This window comes from Kitasatospora sp. NPDC058478 (assembly GCF_042720345.1).
In the GTDB taxonomy this organism is placed as follows: Bacteria; Actinomycetota; Actinomycetes; order Streptomycetales; family Streptomycetaceae; genus Kitasatospora.
On record NZ_JBHXML010000026.1, the window covers coordinates 91588 to 106373 of the forward strand.

A 14786-nucleotide genomic window follows, 5' to 3' on the forward strand; every position below is an offset into this window, starting at 1 on the left:
ACCACCCCCCCCCGCCCCCCCCCGCGGCCCGCCCGGGCGGCGGCGGGGGGGGGGCCCCCCCCCCCGCGGCCCCCCCCGGCTCGGGCTCCGCAGTCGTCAGGCGGCCTTGCGGGCGGTGTGGACGGTCATGGCCGAGAGGAAGAAGGCGTCCGGGCGGTTCAGGATGCCGGTGGGGGTGTCCTCGGCGAGGAGGGCGTCGAGGGTGCTGCGGTCCTCGGCGGCGAGGTTGTCGGCGAGCTGGTCGCGCAGACGGGCGAGTTGGGTGTGGAGGTGCTCGCGGGCGGGGAGGGCGAGCGGGGCCGGGTGGTCGATCAGGAAGGTACGGGTGCCGCTGGCGGTCAGACCGGCGCGGGTGAGCATGGCCGGCCAGTCCTCCACCTCCTCGGTGGCGCCGGGCAGTTCGGCACGCATGGTGCTGAAGCCGTCCTCGTGCACGGCGTCGAGCCGGGCCTGGAAGCCGGCCCGGCCGAGACCGAAGTCGCGCGGCAGGTAGCGCAGCGGCAGGCCGCGTTCGGCGACGGCCAGCAGGCCGCCGGGCCGGAGCGTCGCGGCGAGGGAGGTCAGGGCGGCCTGCTGGTCGCCGAGGTGGTGGATCGCGTTGCCGGACCAGATCAGGTCGGCCTCGCCGAGCTTGCCGAACTCGGCGGGCAGGTCGGCCTGCTGGGTGCTCAGACGGCCACCGGAACGGGCCCGGGCGCGCTCCAGCAGGGCGGCCGACTGGTCGACGGCGACCGTCTCGGCCTCGGGGAAGGCCTCCGCGAGCAGTCCGGCGATCACCCCGGGCCCGCTGCCGACGTCGAGGACCCGCCGCACCCCGTCGGCCTCGCCGTGCAGGGACCGCAGCCACTGCGCGGCCCCGGTGATGGCGGGGGCGCGCAGTTCGGCCTCCCGCTCCAGGTGGGCGGCGAGGACGTCCCAGTCGAAGTCGGCGGCGGGGACGTGGCCGTGGTGGTGCCCGTGCTGGTGCCCCTGGCCGTGCTGGTGCTGGTGTTCGGACATCGTGGGTTCTCCGATCGTGGGTGACGGAAAGGTGCTGCGGTCGGAAAGGTGCTGCGGTCGGAAGGGCGCTGCGGTCGGAAGGGTGACGCCGGGCGAAGGTGCCGGGGGAGCCGCGGGGAGCTGGGGGGAGCTTCCCCCGCTCAGGCGGGAACGGCGGCGCCGGACGCGCGGTGTTCGGCGACCGCCCGTCCGATCTCCTCCGCGACGAGGTCGTGGTCGAGGTCGAACGCCGCCGCCGCGCCCATCCCGGCGGCGACGACGACCTGGGCCCGCGGGTCGGCGACGTTGCCGACCGCCCAGACGCCGGGGACGCTGGTGCGCCCGGCCCGGTCGGTGGTGACCCAGCCGTTCTCGTCCCGGGCGCATTCCAGGCCGAACAGCAGCGCGTCCCGGGGCACCGGCTGCGGGAAGACGAACACGGCCTCGCGCGGCACCACCCGGCCGTCGGCGAGTTCCACGCCGCGCAGCCGGTCGGCGTCCGTCACCAGCTGGGTGATCCGGCCTTCGACGACCCGGACGCCGCGGGCGGCGAGCCGCTCCCGCTCGGCCCCGGTCGGCGTGAGGGTGTGCGCGATCAGGACGACGTCTGCGGACCACTGCCGGAGCAGCAGCGCCTGGTTGACCGCGCCCGGGCCGGTGCCGAGCACGCCGAGCGGGCGGTCGCGGACCTCGTAGCCGTGGCAGTACGGGCAGTGCAGCACGTCGCGGCCCCAGCGTTCGAGCAGGCCCGGGAGCTCCGGGAGCCCGTCGCGCAGACCGGTGGCGACGACCACCCGGCGCGCGTGCAGCACGGGGCCGCCCGCCAGGTGGACGGCGAAGCCCGTCCCCGCGCCTTCGGCGTCCGCGACGCCCTCGACGTGGTCGACCCGGGCGTCGACCAGGTCGACCCCGTAGCCGGCGACCTCCGCCCGGCCGACCTCCAGCAGCGCCGCCGGGGGCATGCCGTCCCGGCTCAGGTAGCCGTGCATGTGGGCGGCGGGGGCGTTGCGCGGCTGGCCCGCGTCCACCACCGCCACCCGGCGCCGGGCCCGGCCCAGCACCAGCGCGGCGCTCAGCCCGGCCGCGCCCGCGCCGACCACCACCGCGTCGTACTCGTCCCGGGGGGCCGTCGGCCCCGTCGTCCTCATCGTGTCGCCCATGGCGCTCACCTCCACCGCCAGGCTGCGACCGGACCAGCCATATCGGCAAGCTTTGTTGCCATTTCCGCAAACGCCCGCGCCCACCCCGGCCACCGCCCGTCCGCTCCGCGCCACGGGCCCGGACTCCCCGAGTGGACGGGGATCCGAACCGACCCTTGCCATGGAGTGCACTCCAACTCCTAGCCTCTGACGCACCACCGACCCACCACCAGGGGGAGCAGCACCATGCGCTACCGCGTCCTCGGCGGCACCGGCATCGAAGTGAGCACCTACTGCCTCGGCACGATGATGCTCGGCTCCATCGGCAACCCCGACCACGACGACTGCGCCCGGCTCATCAACACCGCGCTCGACCACGGCATCAACTTCGTGGACACCGCCGACATGTACTCGGCCGGCGAGTCCGAGGAGATCGTCGGCAGGACGCTGGCCGCCCGCGGCGACCGCGACGAGATCGTGCTCGCCACCAAGGGGCACTTCCCGATGGGCGAGGGCCACGGCCGCGGCGGCAACTCCCGGCGCTGGATCCTCCGGGCGGTCGAGGACAGCCTGCGCCGGCTGCGCACCGACCGGATCGACCTCTACCAGATCCACCGGCCGGACCACACCACCGACGTCGAGGAGACCCTGTCCGTCCTCGGCGACCTCGTCCGGGCCGGCAAGATCCGCGCCTTCGGCTGCTCCACCTTCCCCGCCGAACAGATCGTCGACGCGCACCACGTCGCCGAGCGCCGCGCCCTGCCGCGCTTCCGCACCGAGCAGCCGCCGTACTCGCTGCTCGCCCGCGGCGTGGAGCGCGACGTGCTGCCCGTCGTCCAGCGGCTCGGCATGGGCGCACTGACCTGGAGCCCGCTCGCCTCCGGCTTCCTCACCGGCCGCTACCGCAAGGGCCGCCCGGCCGACCTGACCACCGGCCGCCCGACCATCCACCCGGGCCGCTTCGACCCGACGCTGCCCACCACCGCGGCCAAGCTGGAGGCCGTCGAGGCCTTCACCGCCCTCGCCGGGGACCTCGGCCGCACCCTGCCCGAACTGGCCGTGGCCTTCCCGCTGGCGCACCCCGCCGTCACCTCGGTGATCCTCGGCCCGCGCACCCACGACCAGCTGGAGGCTGCCCTCAAGGGCGCCGACCTGGTCCTCGACGACGCCACGCTGGACCGCATCGACGCCATCGTCCCGCCCGGCACCAACGTCTACCACCCCGACGGCGTCTGGCAGCCCCCGTCCGTCACCACCCCCGCCCTCCGCCGCCGCCCCACCACGGACCGCCCGGCGGGATAGCCGGACCGGCCGCCCATGCCAGTGCGACACGGCGCATTACGGCGCGACACACTGGCCCCATGAAGACCATCACGCAGCGCGAACTCGCAGCGCGGTCCAAGGCCGTGCTCGACGATGTCGAAGCCGGCGAGATCTACCACATCACCCGCAACGGCACCGAGATCGCCGAAGTCCGGCCGATCAGCGGTCGCCGCCGATTCGTCCCCGTCGAGGAACTCCAGCGGAAGTGGCGGAACGCGCCGACGGTCGACGCGGCGCGGATGCGCGCGGAAGCCGACGCCTTCTACGGCAACGAGGCCCGGATCGGCGGCGCCGACCCGTGGGAGCGGAGGTGACCGAGCGACACCAACGCGGACTGCTCGACACCTGCGTCGTGATCGATCTGCCGCAGATCGATCCACAGCTCCTGCCAGCCGATGCCGCACTGTCGTCCATCGTGCTGCCCGAACTCGCCCAGGGCGTCGCCATGGCCAAGGACCCGGTGCAGATGATGGCCAGGGCCCAGCGACTCGCGGACGTGGAGGCGGAGTTCGCCACTCTCCCCTTCGACCGCGAGGCGGCTCGGCGGTTCGGCGGTTCGGCCCCCTGGCCGCCCTCACGATCCAGGCCAAGCGGGACCCCCGCCCCCGCCGCATGGACCTGATGACCGCGGCGACGGCGGCCGCCCACGGCCTGCCGCTCTACACGCGGAACGCGGGCGACTTCGTCGGCCTGGAGCAGGGCGTCGACGTCATCCCCGTGTGACGAACGGCCCCGCTCCAGCGGCGCCGTCGCCACTTCCGGACGGATCGCCACCACCGGCCGCGCCGCGGGAGGCCGGCTACTCCCTCGGGGCGGCGAAGCAGTGGACCACGACCGTGCGGTCGGCGGCCCACTGCTGTTCGCCGCTGCCGAGCCAGGTCCAGCCGAGGCGGCGGTAGCAGGCGTTCGCCGGGGCCGCGGTGGCGAGGACGTCGAGGACGGGGTGGAGGCCGAGCGCCCGCGCGTGCGCCACGGCGGCCGCCGCCAGCTGCGCGCCGATCCGGTGGCCGCGCGCCGTGGGGGCGACGTAGAGCCGGCCGATCACGGCGGTGAGTTCCGGGCGGCCGCCGGTGCGGCGGCTCCACAGGCCGGGGGCGACGTCGCCGGGGGCACTGCGGGAGAGGCCCACGTGGCCGACCGGGCGGCCGTCCAGTTCGGCAACCCAGGCGGCGAGCAGGCCCCCGGGGGTGAGCCAGGCGGCGGGGCGGTCGGGCCAGTCGGCGGGGTAGCCGTCGGTGGTGTGGACGTCGCCGAGCACCCGGACGCAGTCGGCGAGGTCGGTGACGCGGCGCCGTCGGACGGACACCCCTGCCCCGGCCTGCCGCGAGCCGGACGCGACGACGTTGGCGCGTTCTTCAAGGTCAGCCATGCCGGTACGTTACCGGCCGGGCCCCACCGCCGCAGCAGGTCGGCGACCCCGGTCGGATCCTCCTCGCCACCGACGACGCCACCGACGACGCCACCGCCGCCCGTCGGCCGACGCTCCATCAGCCGAACGTGCGGCCGGGCGCTCCCGGGCGCACGGGCGGGCCGTCAGGCGATCGCGGCCGACACCACCGCCGCGACCGCGATGTTGCAGCTGGCCGAGACCCAGACCGCCGGGTGCGGCTCCGGCTCGACCAGGATCGTGCCGAGCCTGCCGGGCGTCAGCAGGTCCACCGCCCAGAAGGCGACAGCCATCAGCACCAGCCCGAGCAGGCCGTAGCAGGCGGTCGAGACCAGGCCCTTGGCGAAGTCCGCGTAGGTGTACATGATCGCGGTGAAGACGATGCCGCCGATGCCGAGCAGCGCGGAGCTGAGCAGCACGGCGGCGTTGCGGTTGCGCTCGACCCAGATCTGGTGGCCGAGCCTGCCGGGCGTCAACAGGTCCACCAGTCCGACGCCGAGGAGCAGCAGCACCACCCCGAGGGCTCCGTAGGCGGCCGCCGCGCCGAGCCCGTGCAGGATGTCGTTCATCGTGGTCCCAGCCCCCGGTCCGCTCGCCGATCCCCGACCGGCCTGGTCAAGGGTTGGCAAAAGATACCCCACCGGGGCGGGCGGCGGACCGGGGAAGCGGAGCCCCCTGGCGTCAGTCGGGTCAGTGTTCCTCGTGCACCAGGTGGTCGACGCAGGCGGCGATCGCGAGCAGCAGACCGGTGTCGGCGCCGTCGGCGATCTCCACGCCGTAGGTGTCCCGGATCCGGAACCACTTGCGGGAGATCCGGGCGAGGTCGTCGCCGTGGTGGTTCTCGATCCGGTAGTCCTTGTCGATCAGGTCGCCGTGGATCTTCAGCTCGCCGCCGGAGGCCAGCTCCACCAGGTACTTGTCACGGAACGGGGTGAACAGCTTCTCCCGGACGGTCGCGATCACCTCGCCGTCGGCGTCCTCGATCTTCATCGCGTCGCGGACGGTGAACGCCTTCTCCTTCACCACCGCGACCACCCGCCCGTGCGCGTCCTTCAGCTCGAAGGTGTGCCGCAGCCGCAGCACCTTGCCGTCCACCAGGTACGCCTTGTGGCCCCGGTCGTCCTCGATCCAGTAGTCGTCTCCGACTGCGAACAGCTTCTCCCTGACCAGGTACCGCACAGCGGCCTCCTCCGTGTCGACGTGACCCCCATTCGACCCGATCCCCCCACCCGCCGGGAAGCACCGCCACACACGGGCGTTCAATGGCGGCATGCGTCCCGACCCCGCCGCCCCGCTGCACAGCGAGCGCCTCGACCTCCTCCCGATCGGCCCCGAGCACGCCGAGGAGCTGGCCGCCGCCCTCGCCGACCCCGCCCTGCACGCCTTCACCGGCGGCTCCCCGGCCACCGCCGACGACCTGCGCGTGCGCTACGCCCGGCTCGCCGCCGGCTCCCCCGACCCCGCCGAGACCTGGGGCAACTGGGCGCTGCGGCTGCGCGCCGACGGCAGCCTCACCGGCTACGTCCAGACCACCGTCAGCCCCGGGGCCGCCGATCTCGCCTGGGTCGTCGGCACCCCCTGGCAGGGCCGCGGCCTGGCCACCGAGGCCGCCCGCGCCCTGCTCTCCCACCTCGCCGCCGCCGGCGTCAGCACCGTCACCGCCCACATCCACCCCGACCACCACGCCTCCGCCGCCGTCGCCCGGGCCCTCGGCCTCACCCCCACCGACGAGCAGCAGGACGGCGAGACCCGCTGGCAGGCGGAGCTCCCCCGACCCTGACCCGGACCTGACCCGGCCATGGCCCTGCCCTGACGCCCTCAGTCCTCCTCGCCCGGCGCCGGATGCGGGTTGACGGCCTGCCCGTCGATCGGCTGCCCCCAGTCGTCGTCGCCCTCGGCCCCCACGCAGTACCCGGACCCCTCCACCCACCCCCCGGCGTCCTGGCACTGCTCCGCGGTGACGTCACGCAGAACGGGCCGGGCGGCGGCCGCCGAGGCGGCGCCGGCACCGGTGGCGAGCAGGACAGCGGTCGCGACCGTCAGGGCCGACCGGAGCAGGGGCGAGGTGATCATGCGGACAACGACAGCACGAACCCCACCCCCCACCCCGCCGACACGCCCGCCACCCCCGACCACGACCACCGCCCCGGAATGCCGCCCGACCACGATGCGGTTGGATACAGACATGGCATCTCGTGCACGTGTACGCGCCCCCGAGCTGGTCGGGGCAGGCGGTTGGCTGAACACCGGTGGCAAGGAGCTGACGCTCGCCGACTTCCGGGGCAAGATCACCATCCTGGACTTCTGGACGTTCTGCTGTGTCAACTGTCTGCACGTCCTGGACGAGCTGCGGGAGTTGGAGGAGAAGCACCGGGACACCGTGGTGATCGTCGGGGTGCACTCGCCGAAGTTCGTGCACGAGGCGGACCACCAGGCCGTGGTGGACGCGGTCGCCCGGTACGAGGTGCACCACCCGGTGCTGGACGATCCGGCGCTGGCGACGTGGAAGCAGTACGCCGTGCGGGCCTGGCCGACGCTGGTGGTGATCGACCCGGAGGGGTACGTGGTCGCCCAGCACGCGGGTGAGGGCCACGCGCACGCGATCGCGCGGCTGGTGGAGGAGTTGGAGGCCGAGCACACGGCGAAGGGCACGCTGCGCCGGGGCGACGGCCCGTACGTGGCGCCGGAGCCGACCGCGGGGGATCTCAAGTTCCCGGGCAAGGCGGTCCGGCTGCCCGGCGGGCACTTCCTGGTCGCCGACTCCGGCCACCACTCGCTGGTGGAGCTGGCCGAGGACGGCGAGACGGTGGTCCGCCGGATCGGCGACGGGCAGCGCGGCCTGGTGGACGGCACCAGCCCCCGGTTCAGCGAGCCGCAGGGGCTGGCGCTGCTGCCGGAGGGCTCGGACTTCGACGTGATCGTGGCCGACACCGTCAACCACGCGCTGCGCGGAGTGCGGCTGGCGGACGGCTCCGTGGCCACGCTGGCGGGCACCGGCCGCCAGTGGTGGCAGGGTTCGGCGACCGAGGGCCCGGCCCGCGAGGTGGACCTCTCCTCGCCGTGGGACGTCGCCTGGTTCGACGGCCGGGTGTGGATCGCGATGGCCGGCGTGCACCAGCTGTGGGCGTACGACCCGGCCGCCGGCACGGTCGGCGTCGCGGCCGGCACCACCAACGAGGGCCTGGTGGACGGGCCCGTCGGCGAGGCCTGGTTCGCCCAGCCGTCCGGTCTGGCGGTCTCGGCGGACGGCGAGCGGCTGTGGGTGGCCGACTCGGAGACCTCGTCGATCCGGTGGATCAGTCGATCGGAGGGGGCACGTGAAACCGGGACGGTCCACACCGCCGTCGGCACCGGCCTCTTCGACTTCGGCCACCGGGACGGCGCGGCCGAGCAGGCGCTGCTCCAGCACCCGCTGGGCGTCACCGTGCTGCCGGACGGCTCGGTGGCGATCAGCGACACCTACAACCACGCGCTGCGCCGCTTCGACCCGGCGAGCGGCGAGGTCACCACGCTGGCCACCGATCTGCGCGAGCCGTCCGGCGCGGTCCTGGTGGACGGGGACATCGTGGTGGTCGAGTCGGCCCGGCACCGGCTGACCAGGCTGCGGCTGCCGGAGGAGGCGGTGCGGGTCGAGTCGGTCGCGCACCGCACCCGGCGGGCGGCCACCGAGGTCGCGCCGGGCGCGTTCCGGCTGGACGTGGTGTTCTCGGCGCCGAGCGGCCAGAAGCTGGACGAGCGGTACGGCCCGTCCACCCGGCTGCTGGTCAGCGCGACCCCGCCCGAGCTGCTGGTCTCCGGCGCGGGCGCGGACAGCGACCTGTCGCGCGAGCTGGTCCTCTCCGAGGAGGTCGCCGAGGGCGTGCTGCACGTCTCGGCGATGGCCGCGTCCTGCGACGACGATCCGGAGATCGAGTTCCCGGCCTGCCACGTGCACCAGCAGGACTGGGGCGTGCCGGTGAAGCTGGTCGCCGACGGCGCCCGCCGGCTGCCGCTGGTGCTCGCCGGCCTGGAGTAGCCCTGGAGTGGCCCGTCCAGCGCGGAAGGGGCCCGGCGGAGCGCACTCCGCCGGGCCCCTTCGCCGTTGAGGGGGGATCAGCCCGGGATCAGCCCTCCAGGAACGCCTTGATCGCGCTGGCCAGCAGGTACGGGTCCTCGGCGCCGCACAGTTCGCGCGCCGAGTGCATGGACAGCGCCGCGATGCCGCAGTCCACCGTCTTGATGCCGAGGCGCGCCGCGGTGATCGGGCCGATGGTGGTGCCGCAGGGCATCGCGTTGTTGGACACGAAGGACTGCCACGGCACGCCGGCCTTCTCGCAGGCGGCCGCGAACACCGCCCGGCCGACGCCGTCGGTCGCGTAGCGGTTGTTGACGTTGACCTTGAGGATCGGCCCGCCGTTCGGCAGCGGGTGGTGGCCCGGCTCGTGCCGCTCGGCGTAGTTCGGGTGGACGGCGTGGCCCATGTCGGAGGAGAGGCAGATCGTCCCGGCGAGCGCCCGGGCGCGGTCCTCCGGGGTGCCGCCGCGCGCGTGGACGGTGCGGTCGAGGACGTTGCCGAGCAGCGGGCTCTGCGCGCCGGTGTCCGACTCGCTGCCGGTCTCCTCGTGGTCGAAGGCGGCCAGCACCGGGATGTACGGCAGGTCGGCGGCGCCCTCGGCGGAGGCGACGGCGGCCAGCGCGGCGGTGGCGGCGTGGACGGACAGCAGGTTGTCCAGGCGCGGGCCGGCCAGCAGCTCGCGGTCGCGGCCCAGGTAGGCGGCCGGCTGGACGTCGTGCGTCATCAGGTCCCAGCCCGCCACGTCGGCGGCGTCCACGCCCGCGCGCTCGGCGACGTAGGAGATCAACGAGCCCTCGTCGACCGGGCCGAGGCCCCAGATCGGGGTGAGGTGGCGCTGCTTGTCGAGCTTCATGCCGTCGTTGACCTGGCGGTCCAGGTGGATCGCGAGCTGCGGCACCCGCAGCAGCGGCTCGTCCAGCTGGACGAGCCGCGAGCTGCCGTCCTTCAGCGCGAGGCGGCCGGAGAGCCCGAGGTCACGGTCCAGCCAGGTGTTCAGCGGGACGCCGCCGTAGATCTCCACGGCGACCTGGCGCCAGCCGGCCGAGCCGGTGTCCGGCACCGGCTTGACCCGCAGGTTCGGCGAGTCGGTGTGGGTGCCGACCACCCGGAACGGGGTCTCGGGGCGGGCGCTCTCCGGCAGGTACCAGGCGATCAGGGCGCCGCCCCGGATCAGGTAACGGCCGCCGGCGGCGCCGTCCCAGACGTCGGTCTCGGCGACCTGCCGGAAGCCTGCCTTCTCCAGCCGCTCGGCGGCGCTCGCGACCGCGTGGTACGGGGACGGCGAGGTGCCGAGGAACGCGATCAGATCGTCGCTGTGCGTCCGGTCGAAGAATGCCTGGCGGGCGGCGGCGGTCGACATACTGCTCCTGAGTCGAGGGAGGGCTGAAGCCGGATGGGGAGTCGGCTTCGCACCTTGAGCATATGCCCGTACACGGACAGGGAATTCGGAACCTCCCAACGGATGCAGAACGAGGACACAACCGTGAAGTGACGCCGTGCCGAACTCCGTACACCCAGAGATCCGCGCCGATCGCGGACGGTCATCGCCATGCCCGAGACCGTGCCGCCGGCCCCGCGCAACAGGTGCGAAACGGGCGAACTCGGCGACGGGTGCGGGGCGGCGAACGGACAGCGCGCGGGACCGCGAACGGACAGCGCGCGGGGCGGCGAACGGGCGGCGAACGGGCGGCAACGCCGAAGGGCCCGGCGGGAGCCGGGCCCTTCGGCGTGAGGGTGGTGTCAGACGGTCGGAGAGGTGTCACGCCCCTCGCGGCGCCCCTGGGGGCGCGGCGGCGGGTGACGGGTGGGGCGAGGGCCTCAGAAGGCCTCCTCCGCCAGGTCCATGATCTCGTTGTCGATGCCCTCGGCGATCAGCCGCTGCGGGGCGACGGTCGGCAGGACGTTCTTGGCGAAGAAGCGGGCCGCCGCGACCTTGCCCTGGTAGAACGGGACGTCCTTCTCCGAGGCGCCGGCCTCCAGCTTGGCCAGGGCCACCGCGGCCTGACGCAGCAGCAGCCAGCCGACGACGACGTCGCCGGAGACGAGCAGCAGGCGGGTGGTGTTGAGGCCCACCTTGTACATGTTCTTGACGTCCTGCTCGACCGAGGTGAGGTCGGCCAGCAGCTTGCCCACGATGGCGTCCAGGTCGCCGACGGCCTTGGCGAGCAGCTCGCGCTCGGCGGCCAGGGCGTCGCCGCCCTCGGCCGCGCCGAGGAACTTCTGGATCTGCTCGGACAGCGCGGTGAGCGCCTGGCCGCCGTCCTTGACGATCTTGCGGAAGAAGAAGTCCTGGCCCTGGATCGCGGTGGTGCCCTCGTAGAGGGTGTCGATCTTGGCGTCCCGGATGTACTGCTCGATCGGGTACTCCTGCAGGTAGCCGGAGCCACCGAAGGTCTGCAGGGACTGGGCGAGCTGCTCGTAGGACTTCTCGGAGCCGTAGCCCTTGACGATCGGCAGCAGCAGGTCGTTGAGGCGCTCGGCGGCCTCGTCGCGCTCGCCGCGCAGGCCGGCGGCCACCATGTCGTCCTGGACGGACGCGGTGAACAGGACCAGCGCGCGCATGCCCTCGGCGTAGGCCTTCTGGGTGAGCAGCGAGCGGCGCACGTCCGGGTGGTGGGTGATGGTGACGCGCGGGGCGGTCTTGTCCAGGAACTGCGAGATGTCGGCGCCCTGCACGCGCTCCTTGGCGTACTCCAGGGCGTTCAGGTAGCCGGTGGAGAGGGTGGCGATGGCCTTCGTGCCGACCATCATCCGGGCGAACTCGATGATCTTGAACATCTGGCGGATGCCGTCGACCTTCTCGCCGAGCAGCCAGCCCTTGGCCGGGTGCTTGGCGCCGAAGGTCATCTCGCAGGTGTTCGAGGCCTTGAGGCCCATCTTGTGCTCGACGTTGGTGGCGTAGGCGCCGTTGCGCTCGCCCAGCTCGCCGGTCTCCCAGTCGAAGTCGAACTTGGGGACGATGTACAGGCCCAGGCCCTTGGTGCCGGGCTTGCCGCCCTCGGGGCGGGCCAGCACCAGGTGGATGATGTTCTCGGACATGTCGTGCTCGCCCGAGGTGATGAAACGCTTCACACCCTCGATGTGCCAGGAGCCGTCCTCCTGCTTGATCGCCTTGGTGCGGCCTGCGCCCACGTCCGAGCCCGCGTCGGGCTCGGTGAGGACCATGGTGGCGCCCCAGAGGCGGTCGGTCATCCGCTGGGCGACCTTCTTCTGCTCCTCGGTGCCCTCGTCGTGGACGACGCCGGCGAAGGCGGGGCCGGAGGAGTACATCCAGATGGCCGGGTTGGAGCCCAGGACCTGCTCGGCGTAGGCCCAGATCAGGGAGGACGGGGTGACCTGGCCGCCGATCGCCTCCGGGATGCCCAGACGCCACCACTCGGCGTCCATGTAGGTCTGGTAGCTCTTCTTGAAGGTGGCCGGGACCGGCGCGGTGTTGGTCTCGGGGTCGAAGACCGGCGGGTTGCGGTCGCTGTCGGTGAAGGACGCGGCGAGGTCGTTCTCGGCGAGGCGCGAGATCTCGCTCAGGATGTTCTTCGCGGTCTCGACGTCCATGTCCGCGAACGGTCCGGAGCCGTAGACCTGCTCGCGACCGAACACCTCGAAGAGGTTGAACTCCACGTCCCGCAGGTTGGACTTGTAGTGACCCATGGCCGTTTTCTCCGGTTCGTCGCTTCCGGGAGACCGCCGCGTTCGGGCGCCCCGTACCCACCAGTACGCATCATGATGCTACCCAGCGGTAACTTGGGCAAGCCCCTGGCGGTGAATCCGCTATGAACGTGGTCACGTCCCACAAGGCGGGACGACCAGTCCTTGTCAGGATCGACGCCCGCACGGGCGGGTGCGCTCCCGATAGCCTGTCCGTGTGTACGGATATGACCAGAACGCATACCCGGGCGACCCCTACCAGCAGCAGGCGGGTCCGCAGCCGGGCATGAACGGCATGCCCGGCCCCGACGCCTACGGCGCGCAGTCGCAGGCGTCCCAGCAGTCCCTCTACCCCGAGCCCTCCCCGCCATCGCTGGCGGACGCCGTCCGGGCGTTCACCACGGGCTCGATGGCGGTCGAGGACTTCCAGGCCATCTTCATCACCTCGAAGGTGCACTGCCCTCGCGGCGAGCGGCCCGGCTTCCTGGCGCTGCACAACACGCCGACGCCGGTGATCCCGATGTTCAGCTCGCTGAAGGAGCTGCGCCGCTACGCCGGCAAGGACTCCAAGCACTTCACCGTCACCGGCGCCGAGGTCCTGGACCTGCTGCCGACCGGCTACGGCTTCGCGCTGGACATGGAGGGCGAGCACCGGATGGTGTTCGACGCCAAGGCGGTCGAGCAGATGGTCGACTTCACCATGCGCCGCATGTACGGCTGACCCATCCTGAAGGAGGAGCCCCGCGCTCCTTCGTCACCATATGGTTCAACTTTCAACTTGCTTGTTGTTGAGAATTGAACTAACCTCGTGGACGTAGGCCAGAGGAACCCCCCGAAGGAGGCCGACATGCCCGCCGTGACCGTCGACAACCCGCTGACCCTGCCGCGCGTCGCCACCCCCGACCCCGCCGCCACCAGCGCCCGGCCGGTCCTCACCATCGCGACCGCACCCGAGGGCTTCGAAGGCGAGGGCTTCCCCGTCCGCCGCGCCTTCGCCAAGATCAACACCAAGCACCTCGACCCGTTCATCATGATGGACCAGATGGGCGAGGTGGAGTACGCCGCCGGCGAGCCCAAAAGCTAGTCCAGTTGGGGGACTAGTCGCAACAGGGCTCTGACCTGCGGAGACGCAGGACGAACATCGCAATCCAACCCAACTGAGGAGGCCGGCATGCCTGCCGTGACCGTTGAGAACCCGCTGATCCTGCCGCGCATCGCGGCCCCCGCCGACGGCTCCGTCGCCCGCCCCGTCCTGGCCGTCTCGACCGCCCCCGAGGGGTTCGAGGGTGAAGGCTTCCCCGTCCGCCGCGCCTTCGCCAAGATCAACCAGAAGTACCTGGACCCCTTCATCATGATGGACCAGATGGGCGAGGTCGACTATGCCGCTGGGGAGCCGAAGGGGACCCCTTGGCATCCGCACCGTGGCTTCGAGACGGTCACCTACATCATCGACGGCACCTTCATCCACCGGGACTCCCACGGCGGCGGCGGCACCATCACCGACGGCGACACCCAGTGGATGACGGCCGGCTCCGGCCTCCTCCACATCGAGACCCCGCCCGAGTCGCTCGTGATGTCCGGCGGCCTCTTCCACGGCCTCCAGCTCTGGGTCAACCTGCCCGCAGCGGACAAGATGATCGCGCCGAAGTACCAGGACATCCGGGGTACGAACGTGAAACTGCTCGCCTCCTCCGACGGCGGCGCGCTGGTGCGGCTGATCGCCGGTGACATCGCGGGCCACCAGGGCCCCGGCGCCACCCACACGCCCATCACGATGACCCACGTGTCGGTGAACCCGGGCGCCCAGGTCACCCTGCCCTGGCGGTCCGACTTCAACGGCCTGGCGTACGGCCTGGCGGGCACTGGCTCGGCCGGCGAGGAACGGCGCCCGTTCCACATGGGCCAGTCCGTGGTCTTCGGCGAGGGCGACTCCCTCACCATCCGGGCGGACGACACCCAGGACTCCCGAAGCGCCAACTTCGAGGTCGTCCTCCTCGGCGGTCAGCCGATCCGGGAGCCGGTCGCCCACTACGGCCCGTTCGTGATGAACAGCCACCGCGAGCTCCAGCAGGCCATGGAGGACTTCCAGGCCGGCCGACTCGGCACCATCCCCGCCGACGCCAACTGACCCGTACCGCCACGCCGGACGAGGCCCCGACCGCACCCTTAGGTTCTAGTGGTTGTCGCAACACCCCAGTTCAGGGGATGCGATGGACTTCAAGATCCGCAAGGACCGGACGGCTCAGGGGCCGCGGAAGCT

15 protein-coding genes and 1 pseudogene are annotated in these 14786 nt (G+C 72.7%); 8 read left to right on the forward strand and 8 right to left on the reverse strand.

Translation table 11 applies throughout. The features are described from left to right. Positions 1 to 96 precede the first annotated feature (96 nt). Both ACFWPT_RS16755 and ACFWPT_RS16760 read right to left on the reverse strand, forming a co-directional pair. Positions 97 to 999, reverse strand: a complete 903-nt coding sequence (locus ACFWPT_RS16755) for a class I SAM-dependent methyltransferase (RefSeq protein ID WP_380482385.1) — start codon at positions 997 to 999, stop codon at positions 97 to 99. 140 nt (positions 1000 to 1139) lie between these two features. After that, a complete protein-coding gene (locus tag ACFWPT_RS16760) occupies positions 1140 to 2138 on the reverse strand; it encodes an NAD(P)/FAD-dependent oxidoreductase (protein ID WP_380482387.1) in 999 nt (332 codons plus the stop codon). 225 nt (positions 2139 to 2363) lie between these two features. Here ACFWPT_RS16760 and ACFWPT_RS16765 point away from each other — a divergent pair, with 225 nt between their 5' ends. The 3 genes from ACFWPT_RS16765 to ACFWPT_RS16775 are packed head-to-tail and all read left to right on the forward strand — an operon-like array spanning position 2364 to position 4062. Then, positions 2364 to 3419 (forward strand): aldo/keto reductase, encoded by a 1056-nt coding sequence (locus tag ACFWPT_RS16765; protein ID WP_380373530.1) that lies wholly within the window; start codon positions 2364 to 2366, stop codon positions 3417 to 3419. A 59-nt stretch (positions 3420 to 3478) separates the two neighbouring features. After that, positions 3479 to 3754 carry a type II toxin-antitoxin system Phd/YefM family antitoxin gene (locus ACFWPT_RS16770; protein ID WP_380482389.1) on the forward strand — a complete coding sequence of 92 codons (276 nt, stop codon included), beginning with the start codon at positions 3479 to 3481 and terminating at the stop codon, positions 3752 to 3754. Further along, positions 3751 to 4062 (forward strand): hypothetical protein, encoded by a 312-nt coding sequence (locus ACFWPT_RS16775; RefSeq protein WP_380482391.1) that lies wholly within the window; start codon positions 3751 to 3753, stop codon positions 4060 to 4062. Before ACFWPT_RS16770 ends, ACFWPT_RS16775 begins: the two co-directional genes overlap by 4 nt. A 177-nt stretch (positions 4063 to 4239) precedes the next feature. On the opposite strand, the gene ACFWPT_RS16780 is transcribed toward ACFWPT_RS16775, so the two are convergent. The 3 genes from ACFWPT_RS16780 to ACFWPT_RS16790 all read right to left on the reverse strand — a co-directional run bounded on the left by ACFWPT_RS16780 (position 4240) and on the right by ACFWPT_RS16790 (position 6006). Next, positions 4240 to 4809 carry a GNAT family N-acetyltransferase gene (locus ACFWPT_RS16780; RefSeq protein WP_380482393.1) on the reverse strand — a complete coding sequence of 190 codons (570 nt, stop codon included), beginning with the start codon at positions 4807 to 4809 and terminating at the stop codon, positions 4240 to 4242. A 164-nt stretch (positions 4810 to 4973) separates the two neighbouring features. Continuing rightward, positions 4974 to 5396, reverse strand: coding sequence for a DUF350 domain-containing protein (locus tag ACFWPT_RS16785; RefSeq protein ID WP_380427485.1), 423 nt, complete (start codon positions 5394 to 5396; stop codon positions 4974 to 4976). Positions 5397 to 5517: 121 nt separating this feature from the next. After that, complete coding sequence (locus ACFWPT_RS16790; RefSeq protein WP_063348353.1) at positions 5518 to 6006, reverse strand: LURP-one-related/scramblase family protein; 489 nt, start codon at positions 6004 to 6006, stop codon at positions 5518 to 5520. A gap of 91 nt (positions 6007 to 6097) precedes the next feature. On the opposite strand from ACFWPT_RS16790, the gene ACFWPT_RS16795 reads away from it, so the two are divergent. Further along, positions 6098 to 6607: a GNAT family N-acetyltransferase gene (locus ACFWPT_RS16795; protein ID WP_380373521.1), complete on the forward strand. Its 510-nt coding sequence runs from the start codon at positions 6098 to 6100 to the stop codon at positions 6605 to 6607. Between the two features lie 38 nt (positions 6608 to 6645). Here the strand turns inward: ACFWPT_RS16795 and ACFWPT_RS16800 are convergent, their stop codons facing one another. After that, positions 6646 to 6900 carry a hypothetical protein gene (locus ACFWPT_RS16800; protein WP_063348355.1) on the reverse strand — a complete coding sequence of 85 codons (255 nt, stop codon included), beginning with the start codon at positions 6898 to 6900 and terminating at the stop codon, positions 6646 to 6648. Positions 6901 to 7012: 112 nt separating this feature from the next. Between ACFWPT_RS16800 and ACFWPT_RS16805 the strand changes: the two genes are divergently transcribed. Next, positions 7013 to 8842: an NHL domain-containing thioredoxin family protein gene (locus tag ACFWPT_RS16805; protein ID WP_380482396.1), complete on the forward strand. Its 1830-nt coding sequence runs from the start codon at positions 7013 to 7015 to the stop codon at positions 8840 to 8842. Positions 8843 to 8930: 88 nt separating this feature from the next. Here ACFWPT_RS16805 and ACFWPT_RS16810 read toward each other — a convergent pair whose 3' ends face one another. Both ACFWPT_RS16810 and ACFWPT_RS16815 read right to left on the reverse strand, forming a co-directional pair. Next, positions 8931 to 10241, reverse strand: a complete 1311-nt coding sequence (locus ACFWPT_RS16810; protein ID WP_063348358.1) for a M18 family aminopeptidase — start codon at positions 10239 to 10241, stop codon at positions 8931 to 8933. 458 nt (positions 10242 to 10699) lie between these two features. Then, complete coding sequence (locus ACFWPT_RS16815; protein ID WP_350880645.1) at positions 10700 to 12529, reverse strand: acyl-CoA dehydrogenase; 1830 nt, start codon at positions 12527 to 12529, stop codon at positions 10700 to 10702. A 214-nt stretch (positions 12530 to 12743) separates the two neighbouring features. On the opposite strand from ACFWPT_RS16815, the gene ACFWPT_RS16820 reads away from it, so the two are divergent. The 3 genes and pseudogenes from ACFWPT_RS16820 (at position 12744) to ACFWPT_RS16830 (ending at position 14654) form a co-directional block, all read left to right on the forward strand. Beyond that, a complete protein-coding gene (locus ACFWPT_RS16820) occupies positions 12744 to 13247 on the forward strand; it encodes an SseB family protein (RefSeq protein ID WP_063348360.1) in 504 nt (167 codons plus the stop codon). Positions 13248 to 13373: 126 nt separating this feature from the next. Then, positions 13374 to 13592 (forward strand): annotated as a pseudogene (locus ACFWPT_RS16825) (pirin family protein); the annotation flags it as partial. 105 nt (positions 13593 to 13697) lie between these two features. Next, the gene (locus ACFWPT_RS16830) at positions 13698 to 14654 is read left to right on the forward strand and encodes a pirin family protein (RefSeq protein ID WP_380482398.1); all 957 of its coding nucleotides are present in this window, start codon (positions 13698 to 13700) and stop codon (positions 14652 to 14654) included. The last annotated feature ends 132 nt before the right edge of the window (positions 14655 to 14786 follow it).

Bases quoted from the DNA above. Each gene is read 5' to 3' on its own strand.
- ACFWPT_RS16755 (WP_380482385.1), bottom strand. From the start codon at position 999: ATGTCCGAACACCAGCACCAGCACGGCCAGGGGCACCAGCACGGGCAC.
- ACFWPT_RS16760 (WP_380482387.1), bottom strand. From the start codon at position 2,138: ATGGGCGACACGATGAGGACGACGGGGCCGACGGCCCCCCGGGACGAG.
- ACFWPT_RS16765 (WP_380373530.1), top strand. From the start codon at position 2,364: ATGCGCTACCGCGTCCTCGGCGGCACCGGCATCGAAGTGAGCACCTAC.
- ACFWPT_RS16770 (WP_380482389.1), top strand. From the start codon at position 3,479: ATGAAGACCATCACGCAGCGCGAACTCGCAGCGCGGTCCAAGGCCGTG.
- ACFWPT_RS16780 (WP_380482393.1), bottom strand. From the start codon at position 4,809: ATGGCTGACCTTGAAGAACGCGCCAACGTCGTCGCGTCCGGCTCGCGG.
- ACFWPT_RS16785 (WP_380427485.1), bottom strand. From the start codon at position 5,396: ATGAACGACATCCTGCACGGGCTCGGCGCGGCGGCCGCCTACGGAGCC.
- ACFWPT_RS16795 (WP_380373521.1), top strand. From the start codon at position 6,098: ATGCGTCCCGACCCCGCCGCCCCGCTGCACAGCGAGCGCCTCGACCTC.
- ACFWPT_RS16800 (WP_063348355.1), bottom strand. From the start codon at position 6,900: ATGATCACCTCGCCCCTGCTCCGGTCGGCCCTGACGGTCGCGACCGCT.
- ACFWPT_RS16805 (WP_380482396.1), top strand. From the start codon at position 7,013: ATGGCATCTCGTGCACGTGTACGCGCCCCCGAGCTGGTCGGGGCAGGC.
- ACFWPT_RS16810 (WP_063348358.1), bottom strand. From the start codon at position 10,241: ATGTCGACCGCCGCCGCCCGCCAGGCATTCTTCGACCGGACGCACAGC.
- ACFWPT_RS16815 (WP_350880645.1), bottom strand. From the start codon at position 12,529: ATGGGTCACTACAAGTCCAACCTGCGGGACGTGGAGTTCAACCTCTTC.
- ACFWPT_RS16830 (WP_380482398.1), top strand. From the start codon at position 13,698: ATGCCTGCCGTGACCGTTGAGAACCCGCTGATCCTGCCGCGCATCGCG.